General features: G+C 55.7%; 21 protein-coding genes. 17 read left to right on the top strand and 4 right to left on the bottom strand.

Annotated features, from left to right (window positions below):
• Nucleotides 1–15: 15 nt before the first annotated feature.
• The 11 genes from fabF to KK078_RS12150 all read left to right on the top strand — a co-directional run bounded on the left by fabF (nt 16) and on the right by KK078_RS12150 (nt 12,676).
• Entirely contained in the window at nt 16–1,263 is a 1,248-nt protein-coding gene (gene fabF / locus KK078_RS12200; protein ID WP_254090559.1) for a beta-ketoacyl-ACP synthase II, read from the top strand.
• A gap of 230 nt (nt 1,264–1,493) precedes the next feature.
• Nucleotides 1,494–2,228, top strand: coding sequence for a ribonuclease III (rnc, locus tag KK078_RS12195; RefSeq protein ID WP_254090558.1), 735 nt, complete (start codon nt 1,494–1,496; stop codon nt 2,226–2,228).
• Between the two features lie 111 nt (nt 2,229–2,339).
• On the top strand, nt 2,340–4,175 hold the full coding sequence (gene nadE / locus KK078_RS12190) for an NAD(+) synthase (RefSeq protein ID WP_254090557.1): 1,836 nt from the start codon (nt 2,340–2,342) through the stop codon (nt 4,173–4,175).
• Nucleotides 4,176–4,236: 61 nt separating this feature from the next.
• Nucleotides 4,237–5,364 (top strand): prolipoprotein diacylglyceryl transferase, encoded by a 1,128-nt coding sequence (locus tag KK078_RS12185; RefSeq protein ID WP_254090556.1) that lies wholly within the window; start codon nt 4,237–4,239, stop codon nt 5,362–5,364.
• A 56-nt stretch (nt 5,365–5,420) separates the two neighbouring features.
• Nucleotides 5,421–6,875, top strand: coding sequence for a BamA/TamA family outer membrane protein (locus tag KK078_RS12180; RefSeq protein WP_254090555.1), 1,455 nt, complete (start codon nt 5,421–5,423; stop codon nt 6,873–6,875).
• 73 nt (nt 6,876–6,948) lie between these two features.
• Nucleotides 6,949–7,842 (top strand): 3-hydroxybutyryl-CoA dehydrogenase, encoded by an 894-nt coding sequence (locus KK078_RS12175; protein WP_254090554.1) that lies wholly within the window; start codon nt 6,949–6,951, stop codon nt 7,840–7,842.
• Between the two features lie 329 nt (nt 7,843–8,171).
• Nucleotides 8,172–8,822, top strand: a complete 651-nt coding sequence (locus KK078_RS12170; protein ID WP_254090553.1) for a protein-L-isoaspartate(D-aspartate) O-methyltransferase — start codon at nt 8,172–8,174, stop codon at nt 8,820–8,822.
• 130 nt (nt 8,823–8,952) lie between these two features.
• On the top strand, nt 8,953–9,198 hold the full coding sequence (locus KK078_RS12165; protein WP_254090552.1) for a hypothetical protein: 246 nt from the start codon (nt 8,953–8,955) through the stop codon (nt 9,196–9,198).
• Nucleotides 9,199–9,246: 48 nt separating this feature from the next.
• Nucleotides 9,247–9,786 carry a hypothetical protein gene (locus KK078_RS12160; protein ID WP_254090551.1) on the top strand — a complete coding sequence of 180 codons (540 nt, stop codon included), beginning with the start codon at nt 9,247–9,249 and terminating at the stop codon, nt 9,784–9,786.
• 94 nt (nt 9,787–9,880) lie between these two features.
• Nucleotides 9,881–12,118, top strand: coding sequence for an FG-GAP-like repeat-containing protein (locus KK078_RS12155; RefSeq protein WP_254090550.1), 2,238 nt, complete (start codon nt 9,881–9,883; stop codon nt 12,116–12,118).
• A gap of 114 nt (nt 12,119–12,232) precedes the next feature.
• A complete protein-coding gene (locus KK078_RS12150; protein WP_254090549.1) occupies nt 12,233–12,676 on the top strand; it encodes a GtrA family protein in 444 nt (147 codons plus the stop codon).
• On the opposite strand, the gene thrC is transcribed toward KK078_RS12150, so the two are convergent.
• The 3 genes from thrC to thrA are packed head-to-tail and all read right to left on the bottom strand — an operon-like array spanning nt 12,648 to nt 17,380.
• A complete protein-coding gene (thrC, locus tag KK078_RS12145; RefSeq protein WP_254090548.1) occupies nt 12,648–13,952 on the bottom strand; it encodes a threonine synthase in 1,305 nt (434 codons plus the stop codon). The genes KK078_RS12150 and thrC overlap by 29 nt on opposite strands.
• A gap of 14 nt (nt 13,953–13,966) precedes the next feature.
• Entirely contained in the window at nt 13,967–14,893 is a 927-nt protein-coding gene (locus tag KK078_RS12140; protein WP_254090547.1) for a homoserine kinase, read from the bottom strand.
• Between the two features lie 39 nt (nt 14,894–14,932).
• Nucleotides 14,933–17,380 carry a bifunctional aspartate kinase/homoserine dehydrogenase I gene (thrA, locus tag KK078_RS12135; protein ID WP_254090546.1) on the bottom strand — a complete coding sequence of 816 codons (2,448 nt, stop codon included), beginning with the start codon at nt 17,378–17,380 and terminating at the stop codon, nt 14,933–14,935.
• A gap of 489 nt (nt 17,381–17,869) precedes the next feature.
• On the opposite strand from thrA, the gene KK078_RS12130 reads away from it, so the two are divergent.
• The 6 genes from KK078_RS12130 to KK078_RS12105 all read left to right on the top strand — a co-directional run bounded on the left by KK078_RS12130 (nt 17,870) and on the right by KK078_RS12105 (nt 23,281).
• Nucleotides 17,870–18,403: an acyl-CoA thioesterase gene (locus tag KK078_RS12130; RefSeq protein WP_254090545.1), complete on the top strand. Its 534-nt coding sequence runs from the start codon at nt 17,870–17,872 to the stop codon at nt 18,401–18,403.
• Between the two features lie 6 nt (nt 18,404–18,409).
• Nucleotides 18,410–18,796, top strand: a complete 387-nt coding sequence (locus tag KK078_RS12125; RefSeq protein ID WP_254090544.1) for a hypothetical protein — start codon at nt 18,410–18,412, stop codon at nt 18,794–18,796.
• 196 nt (nt 18,797–18,992) lie between these two features.
• Nucleotides 18,993–21,185 carry a sodium-translocating pyrophosphatase gene (locus KK078_RS12120; protein WP_254090543.1) on the top strand — a complete coding sequence of 731 codons (2,193 nt, stop codon included), beginning with the start codon at nt 18,993–18,995 and terminating at the stop codon, nt 21,183–21,185.
• An 83-nt stretch (nt 21,186–21,268) separates the two neighbouring features.
• A complete protein-coding gene (locus tag KK078_RS12115; protein ID WP_254090542.1) occupies nt 21,269–21,703 on the top strand; it encodes a DUF2147 domain-containing protein in 435 nt (144 codons plus the stop codon).
• 137 nt (nt 21,704–21,840) lie between these two features.
• Complete coding sequence (locus tag KK078_RS12110; protein WP_254090541.1) at nt 21,841–22,380, top strand: RNA polymerase sigma factor; 540 nt, start codon at nt 21,841–21,843, stop codon at nt 22,378–22,380.
• Nucleotides 22,381–22,384: 4 nt separating this feature from the next.
• Nucleotides 22,385–23,281 (top strand): RodZ family helix-turn-helix domain-containing protein, encoded by an 897-nt coding sequence (locus KK078_RS12105; RefSeq protein ID WP_254090540.1) that lies wholly within the window; start codon nt 22,385–22,387, stop codon nt 23,279–23,281.
• Between the two features lie 204 nt (nt 23,282–23,485).
• Here KK078_RS12105 and KK078_RS12100 read toward each other — a convergent pair whose 3' ends face one another.
• Complete coding sequence (locus KK078_RS12100; RefSeq protein WP_254090539.1) at nt 23,486–26,209, bottom strand: TonB-dependent siderophore receptor; 2,724 nt, start codon at nt 26,207–26,209, stop codon at nt 23,486–23,488.
• Between the last annotated feature and the right edge of the window lie 94 nt (nt 26,210–26,303).

The following is a 26,303-nucleotide window of genomic DNA, read 5'->3' as shown; positions in this document are numbered from 1 at the left end:
CACACCCCGATCAGCATGACATTAAAGCGAGTAGTCGTTACAGGACTTGGTGCACTCACACCCATCGGCAATACTCTTCCCGAGTATTGGGATGGCTTAAAGAATGGTAAAAGCGGAGCTGCCCCGATTACGCGCTTTGATGCTAGTCTCTTTAAAACAAAGTTTGCCTGCGAGGTAAAGAACTTCGAGATCGGCAACTTTATGGACCGGAAGGAGGCCCGCAAGATGGACCCCTTTACGCAGTATGCTATGGTGGCCGTAGACGAGGCTATAAAAGATGCAAACCTCCCGCTGGCTGAGCTCAACCCTAATCGCATTGGGGTCATTTGGGGCTCAGGTATCGGGGGGTTACTTACTTTCCAGGAAGAAGTAAAGGTATACGCCAAGGGCGACGGTACGCCGCGCTTCAACCCTTTCTTCATTCCGAAAATGATCCCCGACCTGAGCGCGGGTCATATCTCTATTAAATACGGTTTCCGTGGTCCTAACTACGTCACGGTATCCGCCTGCGCCTCTTCGACGAACGCCCTGTACGATGCCTTCACCTTCCTGCGCTTAGGAAAGGCCGACATCATTGTATCGGGTGGCTCGGAGGCTGCAGTGTGCGAGGCCGGCGTCGGCGGGTTCAACTCGCTGAAGGCGCTTTCCGAGCGTAACGACTCGCCCGAAACGGCATCACGCCCCTACGACAAAGAGCGTGACGGCTTTGTATTGGGCGAAGGCGCCGGGGCGCTGATCCTGGAAGAATACGAGCACGCCAAAAAACGCGGTGCCAAGATCTATGCCGAGGTGATCGGCGGCGGCATGTCGTCAGACGCCTACCACATCACCGCACCCCACCCCGAAGGGGCCGGCATCATCCAGGTGATGTACAACGCGCTGGAAGACGCAGGCATTACCGTCGAGGACATCGACTACATCAATACCCACGGCACATCGACCCCCCTGGGCGATATCGGCGAGATCCGCGCCATCCAGAAAGTGTTCGGCGAGCACGCATACAAAATAAACATCAGCTCGACGAAGTCTATGACCGGGCACCTGCTCGGCGCCGCCGGTGCGATCGAGAGCATTGCCTGTATCATGGCCATCAACCAGTCGATCATTCCACCGACCATTAACCACTTCGAGGACGATCCGGAGCTTGACCCCAAGCTCAACATGACCTTCAACAAAGCACAAGAACGCCCGGTGAATATTGCCCTGAGCAATACCTTCGGCTTCGGAGGCCACAACTTCTCGGTGCTCTTCAAGAAGATCTGATCGCCGGAAATTCCGACACGATTATCCCTGAGTTTTTCTGCTCGTTGCACGAACAGCCGGCATTGGCATGGCTTTTTACAGGCGGCCTCAACACCGCCGGTATAGCACCTGCTATAGGCCTGATCGTACGTTGGGCGAGTATACCAGCACAGGGACTTCGGCGATAGCATTGACCATCGTGCATATTCTTACTACATTAGCATCCGGACAAAAATGAACTGACATAAACCTTGGTCTGGAAAATCCTTAAGCTTCCGAAAGGAAAAACGAAGAGCGACGAGAAGTTGGTCAGCGCCATACAAAACATCGCTGGCTTTACTCCTTCCAATCTTGAACTTTATCGTCTCGCAACGGTTCACAGCTCTATTGCGAAAGAAAACGGACAGGGTTTTAAAGAATCGAACGAGCGTCTCGAATACCTCGGCGATGCCATTCTCGGTGCCGCCGTAGCCGACTTCCTCTTCAAGAAATTCCCCTTCCGCTCGGAAGGCTTCCTGACGGAGATCCGCTCGCGCATTGTAAACCGCGAGACCCTCAACCTGCTGGCACGCAAGATCGGCGTGGGAAATATCGTGCAGTACGACCAGAAGAACGCGCACCTGCAACAGGTCATCCTGGGCAACACGCTCGAGGCGATCGTCGGCGCCATTTACCTTGACAAAGGCTACCTGCGCACCAAGAAGTTTGTGATCGACAAGCTCATCGGCCCCAACTACGACCTGGAAGAGCTCGTAAACTCCAACTCCAACTTCAAGAGCAAGATCATCGAGTGGGCCCAGCGCGAAGGCAAGGAAGTACGCTTTGAGATCCTCAATGTGAAGAAGGGTAAAAACCACAAGGAATTCACCGCGCAGGTCATTGTCGACAACGAGCCCAAGGGCACCGGGTATGGCAACAGCAAGAAGAAGGCCGAGCAGGATGCAGCATTTAAAACGTGTGAAATGCTCGACCTGCTGACGCCCTAGGCGTTGCACCCCACCACCCCCGCGATTCCCTCCGATCGGCGAACTTGACCGGTAATTTAATTGTCTGTAGAATGCAGCGCAGTTCATTAAAACGCGCTTGATCCATTCGTCATGAAAATAGCCGGAGCCACCGTAAACCAGGTCCCGATGGACTGGGACAACAACACCCGGAACATTATCGATGCCATCGGGGAAGCCCGCCGCCAGCAGGTCGCTATACTTTGCCTGCCCGAATTAAGTGTTACGGGCTACGGGTGTGAGGACCTCTTTCTCAGCGACTGGCTTGCCGAAAAGGCATGGGAAGAAGTGCTGCAGATCCGCGCACACTGTATGGGCATTACCGTCAGCGTAGGCCTGCCGGTGCGCATCGCGGGCATTACCTACAACGGTGCCTGTGTCATCAGCGACGGCAAGATCCTGGGCATTACATTCAAGCAATACCTGGCGCGTGACGGCGTACACTACGAGCCCCGTTGGTTCGATGCCTGGCCGGCGCACAAGGTGGTGACGTTGGCGCGCGGCGAAGAGTCGATCCCCGCCGGCGACCTGATCTACGATGTTGCCGGTATCAAGATGGGCTTCGAGATCTGCGAGGACGGCTGGCGCAAAGACCTGCGCCCGGGCTACCGGCTGCGCGACCGCGGTGTAGACCTGATCTTAAACCCCAGCGCCAGCCACTTTGCCATGGGTAAGAGCACCGTGCGCGAACGCGATGTCGTACAAGAGGGCTCGTCGCTGTTTGCCTGTGCATATCTCTTTACCAACCTGCTGGGCAATGAAGCCGGCCGTATGATCTACGACGGCGACATCATCCTGGCCCAGCACGGCCGGCTGCTGGCGGTCAATAAACGTTTTTCTTTTCTGCCGTTCAATATCCTCGTCTGCGACGTAAACTTCCGTCAGCCCGCGGCGAGCGAAGTTATACCTTCCACCGATACCAAAGAGCGTAATGAAGAGCTGACCCGCGCCGTAGCGTTGGCACTCTTCGACTATGTGCGCAAAAGCCGCGCAAAGGGCTTTGTGCTCTCGCTGAGCGGCGGCGCCGACTCGTCGGCCTGTGCCGTCTTTGTGGCCGAGATGGTTATACGTGGCATACGCGAGCTTGGCGCCAAAGGCTTTGCGGAGCGCGTCGGCCTGCCCGCGGCAGATGATACCTGGCAACAAACCGTAGGCAGGCTTCTCACGTGCGCATACCAGGGTACTCGCAACTCGTCCACCAACACCTACGAGGCCGCCCGCGTGCTGGCGGCGTCCATCGGTGCGGTCTTCCATTCCTGGACGATCGACGATACCGTAACGGCCTATACGCAGAAGATCGAGCAGGCCATCGGCCGCACGCTTACCTGGGAGCAAGACGATATCACCCTGCAGAATGTACAGGCGCGCACGCGTTCGCCGATCATCTGGATGCTCGCCAACATCCACCGCGCCGTATTGCTGACGACGTCTAATCGAAGCGAGGGCGACGTGGGGTATGCCACGATGGACGGCGACACCAGCGGCAGCCTCGCTCCTATTGCCGGGCTCACCAAGGTCTTTGTCCTACAGTGGCTGCGCTGGGCGCAACAGGAGCTGGGTCACGATGGCCTATATCTCGTCAACAATCTTCAGCCGACCGCCGAGCTGCGGCCACTCGAACGGCACCAGACCGACGAAGCCGACCTGATGCCCTATGCGGTGCTGGCGGAGATCGAGCGCTGGGCGATACAGGAACGGAAGTCGCCGGTAGAGGTGTACCACCACCTGCAGCACGTCGGCGAGCCGGCGCAGGTCAAGGCATGGATCACCAAGTTCTTCCGCCTGTGGTCGATCAACCAATGGAAGCGCGAGCGTATCGCCCCCGCGTTCCACCTGGATGACATCAACGTAGACCCGCGAACGTGGTGCCGGTTCCCGATCCTCTCCTCGGGATTCGCCCGTGAATTGCAAGCGTTGGAACGCGCATAAAAACTGCCTGCCACCGGGGGCAACCCCTGGTCTGTAGACAATTAACACTATATTTGCCCTCATGGCTACACTGAGTTACATTATCTGGAACGGCAATCCCGAGATCTTTTCTGTCGGTTCATTTGCACTTCGTTGGTACGGACTATTCTTCGCGCTGGGCTTTCTGATCAGCCAGCAGATCCTGTATTACATGTTCCGCAAAGAGGGCAAGCCTGAAAAGGATGTCGACACGCTGACCATTTACATGATCGTAGCCACGATCATCGGCGCGCGCCTGGGCCATGTGCTGTTTTACCAGCCCGAGATCATCTGGCAGGAGCCTCTCAGCATCTTCCTGCCGTTTGAGTTCAGCCCATTCAAATTCACCGGCCTTCAAGGCCTGGCCAGCCACGGTGGCGCCATTGGCATTCTGTTCGCCCTGTGGCTCTACAGCCGCAAGCGCAAGCCGGGACAGAACTATGTTCAGATCCTCGACCGGATCGTGATCCTGGTGGCCCTGACGGGCGCGCTGATCCGCCTCGGCAACTTCTTTAACTCCGAAATTATCGGCACGCCTACCGATAAACCCTGGGGCATTGTCTTTACCGGCCGCCTCACCGAGTCGCTGAAAGACGACCGGATCGACCCCGACCACATCGTGAAGGACATGGTGTACGTGCAGAACGACTCGCTGCCCGCCGGCGAGAACGGCCGCAAGCCCATCACGATCTACATTTTCTTTACACCGCAGGCAACCGAGGCCCAGGTCGATGGGCTGGTAAACAACCGCGTATTGCCTCTGCTCAGCGGCCGGCTGTACGAGTACTTTGATGAGACCCCGCAGTTACGCCTGAATTATAAAATTGCGAAGCCCGACGCCGAGGGCTTTGTTGCCAAGATCAATACCGTGGGCATCGCCCGCCACCCGGGCCAGCTGTATGAAGCCATTTCGTGCGTAATCCTGTTCCTGGTGCTGTTTGCGATCTGGAATCGTCACCGTCAGAACCTGGTAACCGGCCGGATCTTTGGCATCTTCCTGGTGTGGTGCTTCGGCATGCGCATCGTCATCGAGTTCCTGAAAGAGAACCAGGAGGCGTTCGAAGATAAATTGCCCATCAACATGGGCCAGATCCTGAGTATTCCGCTCGTACTCGCCGGAATCGCCATTCTCCTCTACACGGGTCGAAAAAAGGAACCGAAAAACACCTAATATTTAGAAAAGTAGCGTTAAACTTGTCGTACGGGCAGGTGTCATAGCGCTACGAAATGTTAGCATTTATCTTCGGTTTGCTTAGTCTTTTTCCGCTGGGGAAAGACCGTCAGGATACGGTTGCTTCTGCAGCGGCGGATTCATTGATTCGGCCTGTCCATACCAAACTGCTGCCCGACAGCGCCGGCCGCTTCCTGCAGATCAATCGCATCTTTATCGTCGGCAACCGCATTACACGCGACCCGATCATACTCCGCGAGCTGTCGTTTAAGACGGGGGACTTCGTCTATAGCCGGGAACTGCCCAGCATGCTGGAGCTGGACAAAAAAAAGCTGATCAACACGCGGTTGTTCAACACGGTCGAGATCCGCGCATTGGAGAACGATCCCAATCACGTAGACCTGCTGGTCGATGTCAATGAGCGGTGGTATACCTTTCCCGCGCCCATCTTCGAGCTCGCAGACCGCAACTTTAACGAATGGTGGCAGAACTATGACCATGACTTCAGCCGCGTCTATTACGGTCTGCGCTTGTATCAATACAACATGCGGGGCCGCAACGAAACGCTGCGCCTGATCACACAGCTGGGCTTTACGCGCCGCTTTAACCTGACGTACCGTATTCCCTACATCGATAAAAAACAAAAGCAAGGCCTCATCATCAACCTGGACTTTGCGCAGGCGAAGAACCTGGCCTACCAGACGCTGGACCACAAAATGGTTTTTCTGGAGTCTGAGCGTGTGCTGCGCACCACACGTACCGGCGGCCTGACCTATACCTTCCGGCCTTCCTTTTACCAATCGCATGCCCTGTCGGTGTCGTACGAAAGTGTTACCATCAACGATACCATCATGACGCTGAACCCCAATTACCTGGGGGAGGGTAAACGCATGCAGCAATTCGGCGCGATCGGCTACTCGTTTACCACCGACCACCGCGACTATGTGGGGTATCCGCTGCGGGGGTATTATCTTCAAGTCACGGCCATGCGCAGCGGCATCATGAAGAACGACGACCTGGAAAAATTCGAGGCCTCCCTTACCGGTGCCGCCTTTTTTGACCTGCGCAAGAACTTCTTCCTCTCCAACAACACCGTCATCAACTGGAGCAAACCCGACCGGCTGCCATATTACAACTACAGCGCATTGGGATATCAAAAAGAAATTGTGCGGGGCTACGAAGTGTATGTCATCGAAGGCCCTCGCTATGTGCTGAATAAAACTACATTCAAGAAACGTCTCTTTGCGCGCACCTACCACTGGAAGGCCATGCCTATTCCTCAGTTCCGCCACATACCGCTGGCGGTATACTTAAAGGCGTATGGCGACCTGGGGTACGTGCACAACTATGACAATTACACGATGAGCAACCGGCTTACCGGCAAAATGCTGTCGGGCATCGGCGCGGGCATTGATATCGTGGGCTCCTATGATGCAGTCTTTCGGTTTGAATACACCTACAATGCCGAGGGAATGAGTGGTTTCTTCTTCAACATCAAGAAGGAATTCTAGCACACGGCGCAGTTTCTCAACGTGCCATGAAATCCTATCTTTGCGCCCAACTCATTAACCCGAAAAACCCAGTATGAAAAACATTGCAGTTATTGGTTCCGGCACCATGGGCAATGGCATCGCACATGCCTTTGCACAACACGGCTACCACGTTACGCTCATCGACATTGCCGCGGAGGCGTTAAAGAAAGCACTCGCCACGATCGAAAAGAACCTGAGTCGCCAGGTAGAGAAGGGCGCGATCACAGAAGCGACAAGGGCCGAAGCGCTCACGCGCATTACGACATTGACCGACATGGCCGCGGGCGTAAAGAACGCCGACCTCGTGGTAGAAGCGGCCACCGAAAATATCGAGCTCAAACTAAAGATCTTTCAAAACCTGGATGCCGCTGCGCCGGCGCACACCATCCTGGCGACAAATACATCGTCCATCTCGATCACACGCATTGCCTCGGCCACCCAGCGGCCGGAGAAAGTGATCGGCATGCACTTCATGAACCCGGTGCCGGTAATGAAGCTCGTGGAAGTGATCCGCGGCTACAGCACAAGCGATGAAACGACACGTGCCGTCATGGAACTGTCGGGTAAGCTCGAAAAGACGCCGGTGGAAGTAAACGACTACCCCGGCTTTGTAGCCAACCGTATCCTGATGCCCATGATCAACGAAGCGATCGCGTCGCTGTACGAAGGCGTTGCCGGTGTGGAGGAGATCGACACCGTCATGCGGCTGGGCATGGCGCATCCCATGGGGCCGCTGCAGCTGGCCGACTTCATCGGGCTGGATGTGTGCTTATCCATCCTGCGTGTGCTGCACGACGGGTTTGGAAACCCGCGGTATGCCCCCTGCCCGTTGCTGGTGAACATGGTGCAGGCGGGTCACAAAGGCGTTAAATCAGGGCAAGGATTTTATACGTATACGCCTGGCAGTAAAGAACTTAAGCCTTCGGCAAGGTTTCAGAAAGCCTGATGGCCTGAAAAGTGAAAGGCCAGCGATGTAACCGTCGCTGGCCTTTATTTACACTGCTCACCTGTCCCTTTTTGGGACAGGACACTGTGAAACGCTATGGCAAAAAGCTTATCACTGTGTGGAGAGGATTTAAAGTAAGGTCAAAGCCGGGAATTTTCCTAAGGTTTTTTTTGAACTTTGAGAGGCCTAAAAAATTTCGATTTTTAAGCGGTTTTTTGAACACGAAAAATGTAAAACCAAACTTTAAGCAACTGATTATAAATATCTTACATCTTATCAACAATCGATCCACATTTAATCCACAAGGACAAAAATCCAGTTGAAAAATCATGACGGAAGACAATTACAGGCACCAGGGATTGCGCAATAAGCTGGTAAAAAAATTGGCGGAAAAAGGCATTAAAGACGACCGCGTCCTGGCCGCCATTGGGAGGGTGCCGCGACACTTTTTCTTTGAAAGCGCCCTGCTGGAACACGCCTACCAGGACAAGGCGTTTCCGATCGGCGAAGGGCAGACGATCTCCCAACCGTATACGGTGGCTTTTCAATCTGAAAAGCTCGAGATCAAACCCGGCGACAAAGTGCTGGAGATCGGCACTGGTTCGGGCTATCAGGCCTGCATTTTACTGGAGCTGGGCGCAAAGGTGTATACGATCGAATACAATCGCGTGCTCTTTGAACGCACGCGCGACTTCCTGCCCGGCATCGGCTACAAGCCTTACTTCTTTCATGGCGACGGTTCCAAGGGCCTGCCGATGAAAGCACCGTTCGACAAGATCATTGTCACCGCCGGTGCCCCGATCGTGCCGGATGCGTTGACAGCGCAGCTGAAGGAAGACGGCATTCTCGTCATACCGGTCGGTGATCGCCAGCGGCAACTGATGCTGCGCATTCGTAAGAAGGGTGGTAAGCTGATCCGCGAAGAGTTTGACAACTTTGCTTTTGTACCGCTATTGGGTGCGCAGGGCTGGGGGAAATAGTATCCCCAGCTTATTTCGTTCAGCGATAAATGAATTTTTGGGAAATGAGAATCTTTTTTGTGAAGGGCGTTAACTCCCTGGATAAATTTTCGTTTTTTAGTGGTAGATAAAAAATAGTTGTCTAAAGTATATGAAAAAGGACACCAACAACTCCAGCAAAGGCATCTCCAAGGGTGCGGCCATCTTCCAGAAAATGCTGGAAGATAAAAATGCCATCCGGGCACATATTCAAAACGGCGGCCGTATTTCAGACCTGAAAGATCAGTACTCCTTTGTCAAGCCCGTATCCACTATCCTCCATGTTCGTAACGAAAGCCGTCAGGACATCCTGAGAGCTTACGAAGACCTGAACAGAAGCGTGGAGAAGGTATCCTAGCGTCTGGTCTTGCTTTTTATAGTATAATAGCTATATTCGGTAACCCAAATGAAGAGACCGATAGCTATTATATTGTTACTGCTCATCCTGTTCAATACGCTGGGGTATTATGGTTTATATCCATTGCTGCGGCTGCGTGCCACCCGCACACAGGATCAACGTGTGGACGCCGGCGCATACCAGGCCACCGAAACGATCACGCTCAAGCTTCCGCTCAATCTGCCCTACCTGCTGGCCGGACAAGGAGAGAATCACCGTCTGCACGGCTCCATACGCTACCAGGGTAACTCCTATACGCTGGTAAGCCAACGCATCGATGCTGATACCTTGTATGTGGTCTGTTTACCAAACCGGGAAGAGCGCCGTGTAGCGTCTCTCTTCGCGCGCTTGGCCGACCCCATGAATAACACAGTAGCCGCACCCCTGAAAGTGCCCAAGCTGCCCGACAACCTCGACTACCTTCCGGCAGGTGTCCTGGCTTTTAACACCGCCTGCTTACTACAAAAATTCCGCTACCCTGTAACACATACTCCCCGCTGGCGCCCACCCGCACAACGCATCATTACCCCTCCGCCCGAACAGGCATAATACCCACCCTGCTATAGACCTTTTTACTTTCCTGCGGCAGCAGCCTTAGGCTGTATTGTCGTGTGAACCTGTTATACCATAACCCGATAACCCGATGAAACCCCATATTCCCGCGCTGTTCCGTGTGGCAGCGCTGATCATACTGGCCGCGGCATGCCAGCACAAGCCGTCGTGCCATGAAGAAATGCTGGAGCTCCTCCAGAAAAAACGAACCGAGCAGTTCGGAGCGCGAAATCAATACATACCACAGGCCAAGCTTGAGTTCATGGACTCGCTGCTGGCGCTGCCCCACAGCACGCCGGCACAGACCGCGTATTGCAAATACCTGAAGGCAAACATTCTCTTAGAGATTGGCGAAGAGCAGGAAGCCATCGCCTTATTCGAGCCGTTGCTGAAAGATGCCAACCCCTACCAGCAGGATAAGATCCGCAAAGACCTGGCGCTGGCGTACCTGCGCCTGGGCGAGCGGTCCAACTGTATTACGGGCCATGCCGCGGCCTCGTGCGTCTTGCCGATCCGCGGCATGGGGGTGCACCGCGACATCGCCGGCTCACGCAAGGCCATTCCGTTGTACGAAGAAGTGCTGCGACGGCATCCTGACGACCTGGAGTCGCGCTGGCTGCTGAACCTGGCATACATGACCCTGGGTGAATATCCCAAACGTGTGCCCGCCGCGTTTTACATACCCGACATGGAAGGAGATACCACGCACCGGGTAAACGCGTTCGAGGACGTTGCCGGCGACCTGGGCCTGGCGACCATCAACATGGCGGGGGGAAGCATTACCGAAGACTTTGACAACGACGGCTACCTCGACCTGGTCACGTCTGGCTGGGGGCTGGACGAAGAAATGCACTACTTCCACAACAACGCCGACGGTACGTTCGCCGACCGCTCGCACAGCGCCGGCCTGGAGGGCATTACAGGCGGTTTAAACATCGTTCAGGCCGATTACAACAATGATGGCTTCCGCGATATACTCGTGCTCAGAGGGGCCTGGAAAGGCGAATACGGGCAGGAGCCGAACTCGCTGCTGAAAAACAACGGCGACGGTACCTTTACCGACGTTACCACGCAGGCAGGCTTGCTCTCCTTCCACCCTACCCAGGCCGCGACCTGGAACGACTTCAACAACGACGGCTGGCTCGACCTGTTTATTGGCAACGAGACCGACCACAACGGCTACAACTTGCAGCATCCGTGCGAGCTGTTCATCAATAACCAGGACGGCACCTTCCGCGAAGTAGCACACCGTGCAAAATGCGACTATCGGTTTTACGTCAAGTCCGTCGCCTCGGGAGACTTCGACAACGACGGCAGGAAAGACTTGTTCCTCTCTACCATGGACGGCCTGCGCAAGCTCCTGCGCAACACGGGAGTTCAGGACGGCGAGGTGGCGTTTGAAGATGTGTCCGTCAAAGCAGGCCTGCACCACGAGCAAGGCAAGACCTTCCCATCGTGGTTCTTTGATTACGACAACGACGGCTGGCTGGATATCTTTGCCTGCGATTATACGTTTGGACAGGCATCGCTCGCGTTTTATACCGCCGCCGAAAAGCTGGGCATTCCCGCCGGCAGCCCCGAGAAGATGCTGCTGTACCACAATAACCACGACGGCACCTTTACCAACGTGGCCGCAGCGATGGGGCTGACAGGCAATGTATTCGCCATGGGCTCCAACTTCGGAGACATCGACAACGACGGCTACCTGGATATGTACCTGGGCTCGGGCAATCCCAATTACCAGTCGTTGGTGCCGAACAAGATGTTCAGGAACCTGGGTGGTAAAAAATTTGCCGATGTGACCGCGTCGGCGCGCGTCGGCCACCTTCAGAAGGGACACGGCGTGTCGTTTGCCGACATGGACAACGACGGCGACCAGGATATACACATCGAGATGGGCGGCGCCTTTATCGGCGATGCTTATCCTAACTCGTTCTTCCTGAATCCGGGGCAGGGCAACAACCATTGGATCACAATCCTGCTGACCGGTACAAAAGCAAACCGGGATGCCATCGGAACACAACTCCGGATCGTGTGCACCGAAAACGGCGTGCGCCGCACGATCTACCGCGACGTCAACAGCGGCGGCAGCTTCGGTGCGTCGCCGTTGCGCCGGGAGATCGGCCTGGGACAGGCAACCATCATCGATGAGCTGGAGATCACCTGGCACGGCAGCGGCGCCGTGCAGAAGTTTACGAACCTGCGCGCAGATCAGTTTATCCGCATTACCGAAGGCAGCGCGATCGTGGAACCGGTCGCGCTGAAAACCATTACCTGGACCTTACCCAACCGGATCTGCGAGCCGCAGCCGTTGGCATACCATCGCTAACCGGTTCCGCACCCTCCGTGGGCTACCTGCTGATGGCAGGTGCCCACGCGGGCGGCCGGCGGTATTCCCAAATTAAAATCGTTTCTTTGTGGTTTAGTATTCTGAAAAGCCACTATGGAAGCCCTGCATCGATTGCTCAAAGCCGAGTTTACCCGTTTCGTGATTGTCGGCGGGATCTCTGCTGTACTGGAATATTCCCTCTACTTTGCATTCAAGACCATAGCCGATTACCGGGTTGCCAACGTGCTGGCGTTTATCCTGACAAACGTCGTTACCTACATTCTCACAAAACGGTACGTTTTCACCTCCTCCTCGCAGATCCATAAAGGGTACGAAGCATTGTTGTTCGCTGTTTGCCTGGCGGGCGCATTGGCCGTAAACCAGGCCGTGCTGTGGGCACTCGTAAAGCATGTGTCGATGGACGACAAAATTGCCAAGGCCCTGGCCATTGCCGTCGCCGTGGTTTGGAATTTCTTTACCCGTAAGTATATCGTCTTCCGCAACCACGGCGTAGCAACACAGCCGGTGTCTAGAGATTTCCCTGCAGGTAAGTCTTAAACGACGCGAAGTCCGATTTCATCGGCACGGTGTGTTTCGACAGTTGCAGGAACTTCTGCAACGCCGGCGGTATGGCAATAGGCTCCTCCAATGTGTCGTCTACTACCTCCTTGAACTTGGCCGGGTGCGCGGTCTCCAGGAAAATGCCCGTTACATCTTCGGTCGTTTCATCCAGGTAATGCTGTAAGCCCAGGTAGCCGATGGCACCGTGTGGATCCATGACATAGCCCGACGAGGCTTTTATCAGGCGCATGGCGGCGCGGGTCTCGTCGTCGGTGAAGGCGTAGCCTTTGATCAGCGCAGACAATGCTTTGTAGTCCTGCCCCAGGAGCTCCAGCATGCGCGGGAAGTTGCTGGGATTGCCGACGTCCATCGCATTGCTAATGGTCTGTTTCGACGGGCGTGGTGTGAACAGTTGTGTTTTGAGATACTCCGGCACCACGTCGTTAACATTGGTCGTCGCTACAAAAGCGTGAATAGGCAAGCCCATGGCCCGCGCCAGTAAGCCCCCGGTAATGTTGCCGAAGTTGCCGCTCGGTACGGAGAACACCACCGGCCGGCCGAGATGCTGCACGCGCGCGTAGGCATAGAAATAATAAAATGACTGCGGTATCAGCCGCGCGATGTTGATCGAGTTCGCCGATGTCAGGAAGTATTTTTTCTTCAGGTCGTCGTCGAGGAAGGCTTGTTTTACCAGGCGCTGGCAGTCGTCAAACGTTCCGTCCACTTCCAGGGCCGTAATGTTTTGACCCAGGGTCGTGAATTGCTTCTCCTGGATGTCGCTTACTTTACCGGAAGGGTATAGTACGATCACGCGTGTGCCTTGTACACCCAGGAAGCCGTTGGCCACGGCACTGCCCGTATCGCCGGAGGTGGCGACGAGTATAACGATTTCCTGCTTCTGGCTGCGGGCAAAGTAGCCCAGCAACTGCGACATAAAGCGTGCGCCAAAATCTTTAAAGGCCAGCGTGGGGCCGTGGAAAAGCTCCAGCGCGTAAAGGTGGTCGTCTACCTCCACCACCGGGGCATCAAACTGAATGGTATGGTCTACGATGCGCCGCAGCTCATCGGCAGGCACGTCGTCGCCCAGCAGGTTGTGAGCCACCGCATAGGCAATGTCGGCAAACGACATAGACGGTAATTTATCAAAGAACGCGGCCGGCAACGCGGGAATACGCTCAGGCATATAGAGACCGTTGTCCGGCGCCAGGCCCTGCGTTACGGCGTCGCGCAGGTCGACTTGCAGCGCGCTGTTGTTGGTACTGTAGAATTTCATCGTCTGGTATAGGCTTATAATATTTTGGCGCCGGCGTTGTTGATCTCCGACACATACACGTCACTCTTCAATTTCAGGTCGGTAAATTGAGCCTGCATGGCCTGCCCTACCCGTTGCGCAGTGGCCTCGTCGGTCGACAGTGCAAAGATCGTCGGCCCGGAACCGGATATACCGCAGCCCAATGCGCCGGCCTTCACCGCCTCTTCCTTGATACGGTCAAAGCCCGGGATCAATACCGAACGGATCGGTTCGGCCACGACGTCCTTCAACGACCGGCCGATCAGCCCGTAGTCCGGTTTCATTAACCCCACCACCAGGCCGGCGATGTTGCCCCACTGCGTGATAGCATCTTTTAAGGGTATCGAAGCCTTCAACACACGGCGTGAGTCTTCAGTCTTCAGCTCCAGGTGCGGATGTACCAGCGTGGCGTATAAACCTTCGGGTGTGGGAATGCTCGTCACATCCAGCGGGTCGTACCCGCGGATCAGGACAAACCCGCCCAGCAGCGAAGGCGCCACGTTGTCGGCATGCGCCGAACCGCAGGCGATGCGCTCGGACTCCATGGCAAACGGCAACAGCTCCTTACGCGACAGCGGTTCGCCGTGCAGGTGGTTGATGGCCACGAGCGCGGCCACGGAGCTGGCGGCACTCGAGCCCATGCCACTGCCCAGGGCCAGGTGTTTATACAGGGTGATCTCCGCGCCCTGCTCGCTCTTGATAGCCTTCAGGTATTCAATGACGGCAACACTGGAAGTGTTGCGCGATGCGTCCAGCGGCAGGCGGCCGCCGTCGCCCACGATCTCGCGAATGACGACGCCCGGCTTGTCCGTCAGGGTCACCACCACCTCGTCGGCAGGCGAGGCTACAGCAAAGCCGAATATATCAAAGCCGCACGAAACGTTTGCTACCGTTGCTGGGGCTGATGCTCTTACAGATTTCATGAATCCAATGTTTGTCGTTATACTCTGTTCGTTTTACCCTTAGCGCGCATAGTGCCCGATGCGGATCACGTCGGCAAAGACACCGGCGGCGGTTACGGCAGCGCCGGCGCCCGGCCCGCGAATGACCATGGGGCGCTCGTGGTAACGCTCGGTCGTCAGCAGGATGATATTGTCGCTGCCCGACAGGGAGTAGAACGGATGTTTATCGTTCACCGTACCCAGCGACACCGCCACTTTACCGTCCTTCAACACCGCCATATAGCGCAGTTTCTCCTGCCGCGCGGTGGCCTCTGCCAGCAGCTTTTCAAACGCGCTGTCGTGTTTCTCCAAAGCCGTAAAGAAGGCATCCACCGAAGTTTGCTCGCGGCAGTCGGCCGGCACGAGGTTCTCTACGGTAATATCGCTCAGCTCATACGGCAGGCCGGCTTCGCGGGAAAGGATCAGGATCTTGCGCGCCACATCCATGCCGCTCAGGTCGTCGCGCGGATCGGGTTCGGTATAGCCCTTGGCCTTGGCTTCTTTGACTACGTCGCTGAATTTCTTACCCGCGGTATACGAGCTGAAGATAAAGTTCAACGTGCCGCTCAGCACCCCTTCGATGCTGATGACCTTGTCACCGCTCAGCAGCAGATCGTTCAGGGTATTTATCACCGGCAGGCCCGCGCCTACGTTGGTTTCGTACAGGAACTTCACACCACGACGGAAGGCGGTATGTTTCAGCAACTTGTATTTTTCCAGCGAAGCTGAGTTGGCTTTCTTGTTGGGTGTAACGACCGAGATGCTGGCCGACAGGATCGCCTCGTAGAACGACGTCACCTCTTCGCTGGAAGTACAATCTACAAAAATACTGTTGGGCAGATTGAGCGATACCATGTGCTCCACGAACTTCTCCATGTGCATGGCCTCGCCCTTCGCCTCGTTCTCGTCCAGGCAAGTGGCCAGCGGCAGTCCCGCTTCCTGGAAAAGCATCTTGCGGCTGTTGGCGATCGCCACGATGTTTACCTCCAGCAGGTTCTCTTCGGCGAGCTTGTTGAATTGCTCGCGCACCATGTTGATGAGGGCTTTGCCGATCAGGCCGGTGCCCACCAGGAACACGTTGAGCAGCTTGCGATCGGACAGGAAGAAGGCCTCGTGCAAGGCGTTCAGCGCCTTGGCTACGTCGGCTTGCCGTACAACGGCGGAGATATTACGCTCGGAAGAGCCTTGTGCTATAGCCATGACATTTACACCGTTTTTACCAAGCGCGCTAAACATGCGCCCGCTGGTACCTGGACTTTGTTTCATATTATCGCCGACGACAGCGATCACCGAGAGGTCTGTCTCTACGTGTACTTCGTCGATCTCTTCGTTGCGTATTTCGTATTGAAATTCTTTTTCAATGGCCGTCTTGGCCTGACGGGTATACTGGCTTTCGATCGCCAGACAGATAGAGTGCTCGGACGATGCCTGGCTGATGAGGATCACGTTGACGCGCTCGCGGGCCAGGGTGGCGAACAACCGCGCCGAAGCACCCACCACGCCCAGCAGGCCACTGCCCTGTACGCTGAGCAGGCTGATGGCATTCATGGACGAGATACCCTTGATCACCTTGCCGTTCTTCGACTCGGCGTGAATGACGGTGCCCTGAAAGGTAGGGTTGAATGTATTCTTGATCCAGATGGGGATACGGTTGACCATCGCGGGCTGCATGGTGGCCGGGAAGATCACTTTGGCGCCAAAGTGCGAAAGCTCCATCGCTTCTTCATAGCTCATCTGCGGCACGGTAAACGCCTTCTTCACCAGGCGCGGGTCGGCAGTCATCATACCGTCCACGTCGGTCCAGATCTCGAGGTCCGATGCTTGCAGGGCACCGGCAAAGATCGCCGCGGTATAATCCGAGCCACTGCGGCCGAGCGTGGTCGTTTCTCCCGTCTCGCTGGTGCCGATAAAACCGGTAATGATCTGCAGCGCCTGCTGGCGGCTGAAGTGCTCGCGGATCTGTGTGTTGGTGGTGTCGAAGTCTACCTTGGCGTATCCAAAGTTTGCATCGGTGCGCACCACGCGGCGGGCGTCGAGGAACTCAGCAGCGACACCGTTGTCTTTAAAGGCTTCGGCAATGATATAGGCCGACAGGCGTTCGCCAAAGCTCATGATGTAGTCGAGGGTGCGGGGTGTGCGTTCTTTTACGAGGTACACACCGTGCAGTACGTCTTCCAGTTCGTTGATCGTAAACTTGACCTGCGCCAGGATGCTGCTTTGCTTTTGCACACCTACCAGTGCCCGTACGGCGTCGAGGTGACGGCGTTCAATGTCGGCCAGGGTGGCTTTGTATTCCAGGTTGCCTTCGAGGGCCAGCCGGCTGATCTGGATCAGCACGTCGGTCACACCGCCAAAGGCGGAAAACACGACGGCTACGTCTTCGCGCAGGTACGGCTTGACGATCTCGATGACCGACTGTATCCGCGCGGGGGTGGCGACCGATGAGCCACCGAACTTCAATATTTTCATGACAAAATGGTTTCTGGTTGTTGAGGTGATTTATTTTTTCGATTACGCGTAGCACTTCCTGGAGGTGGACGTAATCCTAATGGGGGCGGAGGTATAGCTGCATACGGGTTACCCCGTAATGATGGTAATGGTAATAATGATGGTAATAATCATTGTCACAACGGTAGCCATGGCGATAGAAGCTTCTGTGAAAAAGCTTCCGGAGGAAAGTATATATGGTTTCGCCAGTGTCATTTGATATCCCGAAATAATGAAACACACGCCTTGTTTCCAACAGAAAATTTATGATTTTTGCACGAACTAACGGTTATTAGCGCATTGCAATCGTATGCAACGAGTCTCTTGAAAATATTACCCGAAAAAGTACGGGTATCATTTCCTTAAAACATCACGACCTAGCATGCTTATACACGCCAACACCGCTCACATCACGCGTCACAACATCTCACGATAACACCGCTGCCGGAACCTGCCGCGATCTTTTTCACCATGAACGAAACACGAAAAACCAAATTCCCGCGCGAGTCTTTTGTCAGCATGACAGAGCTCGTTCTTCCGAACGACACCAACACCTTCAACAACCTGATGGGTGGACGACTCATGCATTGGATGGATATCGTTTCGGCCATCGCCGCGCAGAAGCATTCCAACCGCCACGTGGTGACCGCCTCGGTCGACAACATCTCGTTCAAGCATCCCATTCGCCTGGGGAACGTCGTGACGCTGCGGGCACGCGTGACCCGCGCGTTCCAATCGTCCATGGAAGTGCGCATCGATGTCGATGCGGAAGACGTGCCGGCCGCGCACAAGTTTGAAAGTAATGCCGCCTACTTTACCTTTGTCGCACTCGACAAGGATGGGAAGCCTACCGACGTACCGGCTGTCGTAACCGAGACGGCGGAAGAAGCCGAATTCTACGAAGGTGCGCTGCGCCGCCGCCAGCTGCGCCTCATCCTGGCCGGAAGAATGAAACCTTCTGAAGCCGCCGAGTTACGATCTATCTTCGACATCAAGGAACCCTAAGCACTTATGAGCCAGGCAGCCACCATCGGAACATACCTCTACCCGGAAGATCTGTACAGCCTCCCGCCCCGCGTGCTGGTGATCCTGTCGGACCCGTGGGAGAACCTGTCGGAGGCCGATCAGACCACGCTGACAAAAATGATCACGGCGCTGCGGCTCAACATCGCCGCGGTACAGATCATTACGCGCGCGGCCTTTACCGCGGCCGACCTCGCCGCCTATGCGCCCACCAAAGTGATTGCCCTGGGCGCCACGTTGCAAGGCTCCAGCCGCCTGTACGAAAGCTTTACGCACGACGGCCTGCCCGTAGTAGTGGCCGATGCCCTGCCGCGCCTGGACGATCTCAAGAAGAAAAATCTCTGGCTGGCGCTGCGCCAGATGTTCGGCGTCTGACCCGGTACGGCCTCTTCCTCTGGATATTTTCCGGACGGCGCCGGATGGCGCATCATACCCCCTTCCCGGCTCGGGAACAACCGATTGTATTGATCATTTGGCAGATTCCGGGCGATTCCTATCTTTGCCATCCTTAGTAAAAAGCCATCCGGCACACCGGGTGGTTTTTATGTATCAATCAGATCCTTAACATCATATGAACAGTATTTTACTTCTTGTCCCGCTGCTGGGAATCGTCGGCCTGATCGTTATGGCCATTAAATCCGCCTGGGTGTCCAAACAGGACGCCGGCGACGCAAAAATGCAGGAGCTTGCCGGTTACATAGCCCAGGGCGCCATGGCGTTCCTCCGGGCTGAATGGAAAGTGTTGACCTACTTCGCGGTCATCGCCGCCCTGCTGCTGGCCTGGTCGGGTACGCTCGTGCCGGATTCAAGCCCCCTCATTGCCATTTCGTTCCTGATCGGCGCCGTGCTGTCGGCCTTCGCAGGCTACATCGGCATGAAGATCGCCACCAAAGCCAACGTACGCACGACACAAGCCGCCCGCACCAGCCTGGCCCACGCCCTGAAGGTGTCGTTCACCGGCGGCTCGGTCATGGGCATTGGCGTAGCCGGTCTTGCGATCCTCGGCCTGGGCGGCCTGTTCATCGTATTGTATAACATGTATGTGCCGGCCGGCGCGGCCATCACCGGTCTTGAAATGAAGAAGGCTATCGAAGTGCTCGCGGGCTTCTCGCTGGGTGCCGAGTCGATCGCACTCTTCGCCCGCGTGGGCGGCGGTATCTATACCAAAGCGGCCGACGTGGGCGCCGACCTCGTAGGGAAAGTAGAAGCGGGCATACCCGAAGACGACGTGCGCAACCCCGCCACCATTGCCGACAACGTAGGCGATAACGTAGGCGACGTAGCCGGCATGGGCGCCGACCTTTTTGGTTCATACGTAGCCACGATCCTCGCCACCATGGTGCTGGGCCAGGAGATCGACGCATCGGCCGACAAATTCGGCGGCCTCTCTCCCATCCTCCTGCCGATGCTCATCGCCGGCCTGGGCCTGATCTTCTCGATCGTCGGTACCTGGTTCGTACGCATCAGCAAAGAAACAGACAGCGTCCAAAACGCATTGAACATCGGCAACTGGTCCTCGATCGTGATGACCGCCATCGCCTCGTTCTTCGCCGTAAAGCACCTGCTGCCGGAAACACTGGTACACCGCGGCGTGACATTCACATCCACCGATGTGTTCATCGCCATCATCATCGGTCTCGTCGTGGGCACGCTCATGAGCGTGATCACCGAATATTATACCGCCATGGGCAAGCGCCCGGTATTGTCGATCATTAAACAATCGGGCACCGGTCACGCCACCAACATCATCGGCGGGTTGTCTGTCGGTATGGAATCTACCGTACTGCCCATCTTTGTACTGGCGGGGGGTATCATCGGCTCCTATGCTTTTGCCGGACTCTATGGCGTCGCCATTGCCGCAGCAGGTATGATGGCCACCACCGCCATGCAGCTCGCGATCGATGCGTTTGGTCCGATCGCCGATAACGCAGGCGGTATTGCTGAAATGAGCCAGCTGCCCGAAGAAGTACGCCATCGTACCGACAACCTCGACGCCGTGGGCAACACGACCGCCGCAACCGGTAAAGGCTTTGCCATTGCTTCTGCCGCGCTTACTTCGTTGGCCCTCTTTGCCGCCTTCGTGGGGATCTCCGGCATTAGCTCGATCGATATTTACAAAGCACCGGTCCTGGCCGGTTTGTTTGTGGGCGGTATGATCCCGTTCATCTTCTCCTCGCTGGCCATTGCGGCGGTAGGCCGTGCGGCGATGGACATGGTGAACGAAGTACGTCGCCAGTTCCGCGAAATTCCCGGTATCATGGAATACAAGGCCAAGCCCGAATATGAAAAGTGTGTGGCCATTTCAACCGGTGCATCGATCCGCGAAATGATCGCCCCCGGTGCTATTGCCCTCCTGGCCCCGGTGCTGGTAGGCTTTACCTTCGGCCCCGAAGTCTTGGGTGGTCTGCTGGCCGGTGTGACCGTATCCGGCGTGCTGATGGGCATGTTCCAGTCAAACGCCGGCGGCGCGTGGGACAATGCCAAGAAGTCGTTCGAAAAGGGCGTGGAGATCAACGGCCAGATGTACTACAAGAAGTCGGAGCCGCACAAGGCATCCGTAACGGGCGATACCGTAGGTGACCCGTTCAAGGATACCTCCGGCCCGTCCATGAACATCCTGATCAAGCTGACCTCCATCGTGGCCCTGATCATCGCCCCGCACATTGCACACAAAGACCATTCGGCAGCCGCCCAGGCCACCCCGGCCAAAGCCCAGACCGAAGTGATCACATCTGTCGCAGCGCCCGAAAAAAGCGCTCAGTAACGGCAAAATACGCCATCAAATTCAGGAGAAGCCTCGGGAATGCCGGGGCTTTTTCTATTTTTGACGGGTAAAACTATCCGCCTATGCCCCTCCGGATTCTGACAATGGCGTTGCTCTTCTGGGCACACGCCGGCCTGGCCCAGCCCCCCTCGGTGCTGGGAAAATGGAAGACGATCGATGACAACACCGGCAAAGAGCGATCTATCGTGGAGCTTTACGAGCGCGACGGCAAAGTGCATGGCAAGATCACGAAGCTTGTCCGCGCCCCCGAAGACGACCCCGACCCGATCTGTGACGAGTGCTCGGAAGACGACCCTCGCTACAAGAAAAAGATCGTCGGCATGGAAATTATGCAGGATATGGTCAAATCAGGCACCGAATATACCGACGGCAAGATCCTCGACCCCGAAAGCGGCAAGGTATATGGATGCAAGATCTGGCTGGAGGGCGATAATCTGAAGGTCCGCGGATATTGGGGGCCATTTTACCGAACCCAAACCTGGAACAGGGCCCATTAACCTCCTGGAAGAACCCTGCCTACCGGCAGGCAGGCCTGCCCGCCGACAGGCAGGCCCCATTCGCCGGAAAATTCACAAAAAGACAACCTCAGAGGTTACAACCCCGCTAAACGATGGTATACAGGTCGAGCTCACACATGGACGAAAAAGAGATTTTCGAGCGCATTTGTAAAGGCGATGAGAAAGCTCTCGAGTTCTTGTATAAGAAATACTACCGGATGATGACCAAGCTCGTCATCACCAACAGTGGAACCGAAGAAGAGGCCCGCGACGTTTACCAGGACGCACTCATCGTCTTCTGGCAAAAGGCCACCTCAGGTAACCTGGTCATGACCTCCAAGATCAGTACCTACATCTACAGCATTTGTCAGAACCTGTGGAGAAAAGAGCTGGATAGAAAAAAACGCCTCTCGAATGAAGAAAAAGACACGGCTGTGTCGTTAGATACAGAAACGGCCGAACGTGATAAGATAATTTTACACTGCATCGAGCAATTAGGGGAAACCTGCAAGAAAGTGCTGATGTACTACTACTTCGAAGAGATGTCCATGCAGGAGATCGCAGACAAACTGGGATTCGCCAACACCGACACGGCCAAAACGAAGAAGTACAAGTGTAAAATGAAATTAGATGAATTAGTCAAAGCTCAGTACTCTGAGCGTGATTTTTTGGATTAGAACTATGGCACTGGAAAGAGACTTGGAATTATTAGACCGCTACATTGCGAATGGGCTGAAGGGCGAGGAGAAAGCGGCTTTCGAACAACAGTTGAACGCCGATCCTGAATTGAAGCGCGAGTACACGTTGCAACAAAGCATTGCCGAAGGTATCCGCCAGGCCCGCCGGGTTCAGTTGAAGACCCTGCTGAACAGCATACCGGTTCCCGCTCCTACGGGCGGCGAAGCCGTATTGGCCAAAACACTGGCAGGCCTGTTGGTCGCCGGGGCGATCGGCGCAGGTGTATACCTATACCTGAAGCCGGGCAAGGACAATACAAGCACCGCACAGCAAGAGTCACCCGCAACCGAAACACAACCCGGGGCGGTAGCAACGCCCGACACGACACCGGCTACGGAAACACCGGCGGCGCCGCTGGCCGAACAACACGAGACGACCACCGCTCCTACCCGGCAAGCCCCCGCGACAAACAAAACGGCCCGTCCCAAAGACACCGCCGTCGCGGCACCCCAGGAACCGGCCGTGACCAAGCCGAACATTACCGTGTTCGACCCGAGCGAAGAAGCCGGCAACACCGCCGCCCACGACGATGGCACGCTGCGTGAATCTTCCGCCGAGCCGAAGAGCGCGAAAGCCGAAATCGAAGTTCGCACCGACAGCAACAACAAGAAATATACCTTCCACTATCAGTTTAAAGAAGGTAAGCTTTATCTGTATGGCTCGTTCGAAAAGAACCTGTACGAGATCATGGAGTTCTTCAGCGACAACAAACGCACGGTATTCCTGTTCTACAAAGAGAACTACTACTTGCTGAACGAAGAATCTGAGAAGATCCGGCCGTTAACGCCCATCAGCGACCCGGTATTGCTCAAGAAACTGACCGACTACCGCGGCAAATAACCGCAGCCGGTACCGCCAAACGCTTTACGAAAAGAGGGTATCTCCAGTCGAGATACCCTCTTTCATTTATACCCTAGTAACAATTCGAGGCACGCACATGCTGATTTGTTATGCTCTTTCAGGGCTCCGTTCTTTGCGTTCTGCACCTTAACAAGAAAGGCCACCCATTCCGGGTAGCCTCTCCGATTTATAATTCGCGTGATCTCAGAACTTGAGCGCCAGGTTTGCCGAGAAGTTTCTGGGCATCTGCGGGCTGAGCACGCCCTGGCCGACGAAGTATCGCTCATTGGTAAGGTTGTCCAGCTTGAGACCCAGTCGCCAGTCCGGAGTGCTATAGAACACGGTCGCGTTCAACACGGTGTACGACGGAATGGTGAACACCCCGGTGATGGCAGAGTTGGCGGTCAGGTGCTTACTCACGTAGTTGCCCCCGATGCCGGCACCGATACCTTTTAGTTTGCCGTGGGGCAGGGCGTAGCTGATCCAGGCGTTCGCGAGGTTGGCGGGTCCGGCCGCCGCGGGCCTTCTGCCTTCCAGCGCGGCCGTCGATTTGGTGAACTCGCTGTCGTTGTGGCTATAGCCTGCCACCAGATTCAACCCCATGACCGGGTTCGCGATCAGCTCCACTTCCAGACCTCTGCTGTACTGCGTGGCATCCTGCACGGTGACGTTATAGTTCCGGTCGTCGCGTACCACGACCTCCGTCCGCGTAACGTTCTCGACGCTGATGTCGTAGTAGCTCACGACCAGGTTCAGCTTGTTCTGCAACATCTCCATTTTTACACCACCCTCCAGCTGGTTGGCCTGCTGAGGCTTGAATACGCCCGAGATGTCGGGAAGCGGCTGCGTAACGGGAGCCACGTTGAAGAAACCGTTCATATAGTTACCAAAGACCGACAACTGGTCGGGAATGATTTGATACACCACGCCGAGCTTGGGCGAGACGGCCGTCTGATCAAACTCCGTGTTGGGCACGTAGGTGTTGGTGGCATGGTTCCGCGTACCCTTGTTCTCAAAACGGTCTATCCGCAGACTGAGCATCGCCAGCAGACGATCGGTAACGTTGATGACATCGGATGCATACACACTGTATACGTTGGACGTGTTGTCGTTCTTTGTAGGAGCATCCGTGCTCGCCGCCAGTTTTGCCATGACGGCCGAGCGCGAGATCTTGATATAATTGGGATCGGCGCTGATGCCACTGATGTTGTCAAATACAATATACGGCGAGTTGCTGTTGTTGACGCCGCGGCTCAGGAAGTCAAGGCCTACCACAAGGCGGTTGCGCAGGGACCCGATCGTAAAGTCGCCAATGAAGTTCTGCTGAATGTCGATGGCCGTGTTCGTCGTGTTCTGCAGCGTGATATTGCGCTCCAGCAACGTGTCGGCTACGGTACCCCGCAGGAATTCATATTGATAAAAACCGTCGGACTTGCGGGTGTTGCTGGAAAAGTTGGTCTGCGATGTCCACCCCGGGGCCAGCGTGTACGTCACCTGCCCGTATACATTGGTGGTAGGCGTTTTCATGCTGAGGTCGTTGCTGGTATAGGAGCGGTTCCAGTCAAAACCGAGCTCATCCGGTGTATGGGCCACGAACGTGCGGGTACGGTTCAGAAAGACCACCGACGGGCTGGTCATTTCGCCATTGTAGATCCCGGCGTTGAGGTTGATGCGCAGCCGGTCGTTGACGCGGTATTCGAGCGATGGTGCGATCACAAGGCTCTTGCGGAAGCCGGCATCCTGAAAGCTGTTTTGGGTTTGATACGCGGCGTTGACCCGCAGCAGCAGGTTCTTCTTTTCGTTTATCGGGCTGTAGATATCCGCCGTGAACCGGTTCAGACCGTAGCTACCGGTGGTATAGCCGATCTCGCCGCCGGCGATCTCGACGGGCTTTTTGGTAACGATGTTCAGCAGTCCTCCGAACGATGTTACCGAGCTGCCGAACAACGTGGCCGACGGGCCTTTGAGCACTTCCACTTTCTCTACGTTTACAGGATCAAATTCGCCGTTTGTCTGCACCGGCACACCGTCTACCAGCGACACTTCGGTCCTGAATCCGCGCAGGGTATAGAAAGTCGCTCCGTCGGAGTTGATACCGCGGTTGCCCTGGATCTTGTATACACCGGGTGCATTCTTGACAATGTTACCGAAGTCGGTAATGAGCTGCTCGGTGAACAGGGTCTTCGACAGCGCGCTATATACCTGTGGATTTTCCAGGTTGCTGAGGGGCAGCTTGGCGACGTAGTCGCTTTCCCGCTTGGAGAACTTATTGACATCACCGCTGATAACGATCTCTTGCAGCATCTTGCTGTCTTCGTTCATCGCAATAGGCTCCACTTCCAGCGTCTCGCCGGCCGCGACCTGCACCGTTCTTTCGATGGGCTCGTAGCCGAGCAGTTGTACGACGAGGGTTTGCTCGCCCGCCGGTACGCCCTTGATCAGAAAATTTCCCTGCGCATCGCTCGGCATGCCCTTGCCGGTGCCTTTGATGCTCACGTTCACAAATTCGGCGGGGCGCCCGTCAGATGTTTTGAGGGTACCCTTCACGGTGCCTTTCCCGCCCGCGTTCGCCTGGGCCTGGATGGTGACCGTCGTTCCTTGCACGTGGAAATTGGTGGACGCACCCAGCACCTTGCGCAGGGCTGCTTTGAGGGGAACATCCTTCAAGTCGGCGGATACTTTCTTATCCGTGCTCAGTTGGGTGCTGCTGTAGGATATCGACACACCGGCTTTTTCGCCGATGGCGGTCAATGCCTCGGCCAGGGTAACGTTATTCAACTGCACTGTAACCGGATTATCCAGAACATTTTGCTGGCCATAGACACTGCCGGCACCCAGCAGCAGGGTCAAGAGAAACAGGATGTACCGGTTTACGGTAAAAAAATAGTTTTTGCTTCGGTCGATAGGAGAAGCGAGCGATAAATGCATACTTTTAATTGATGTTTAATTGATCATGACGATTGATGGACATTGGCCCGGTGTAAAGTTTGGCGACGGCACACCGGGTTTCTTTTTTTGATCT

It is taken from the genome of Dawidia soli, assembly GCF_018598185.1.
Classification (GTDB): Bacteria; Bacteroidota; Bacteroidia; order Cytophagales; family Cyclobacteriaceae; genus Ohtaekwangia; species Ohtaekwangia soli.
This window is presented reverse-complemented; position numbering and strand designations above follow the sequence as displayed.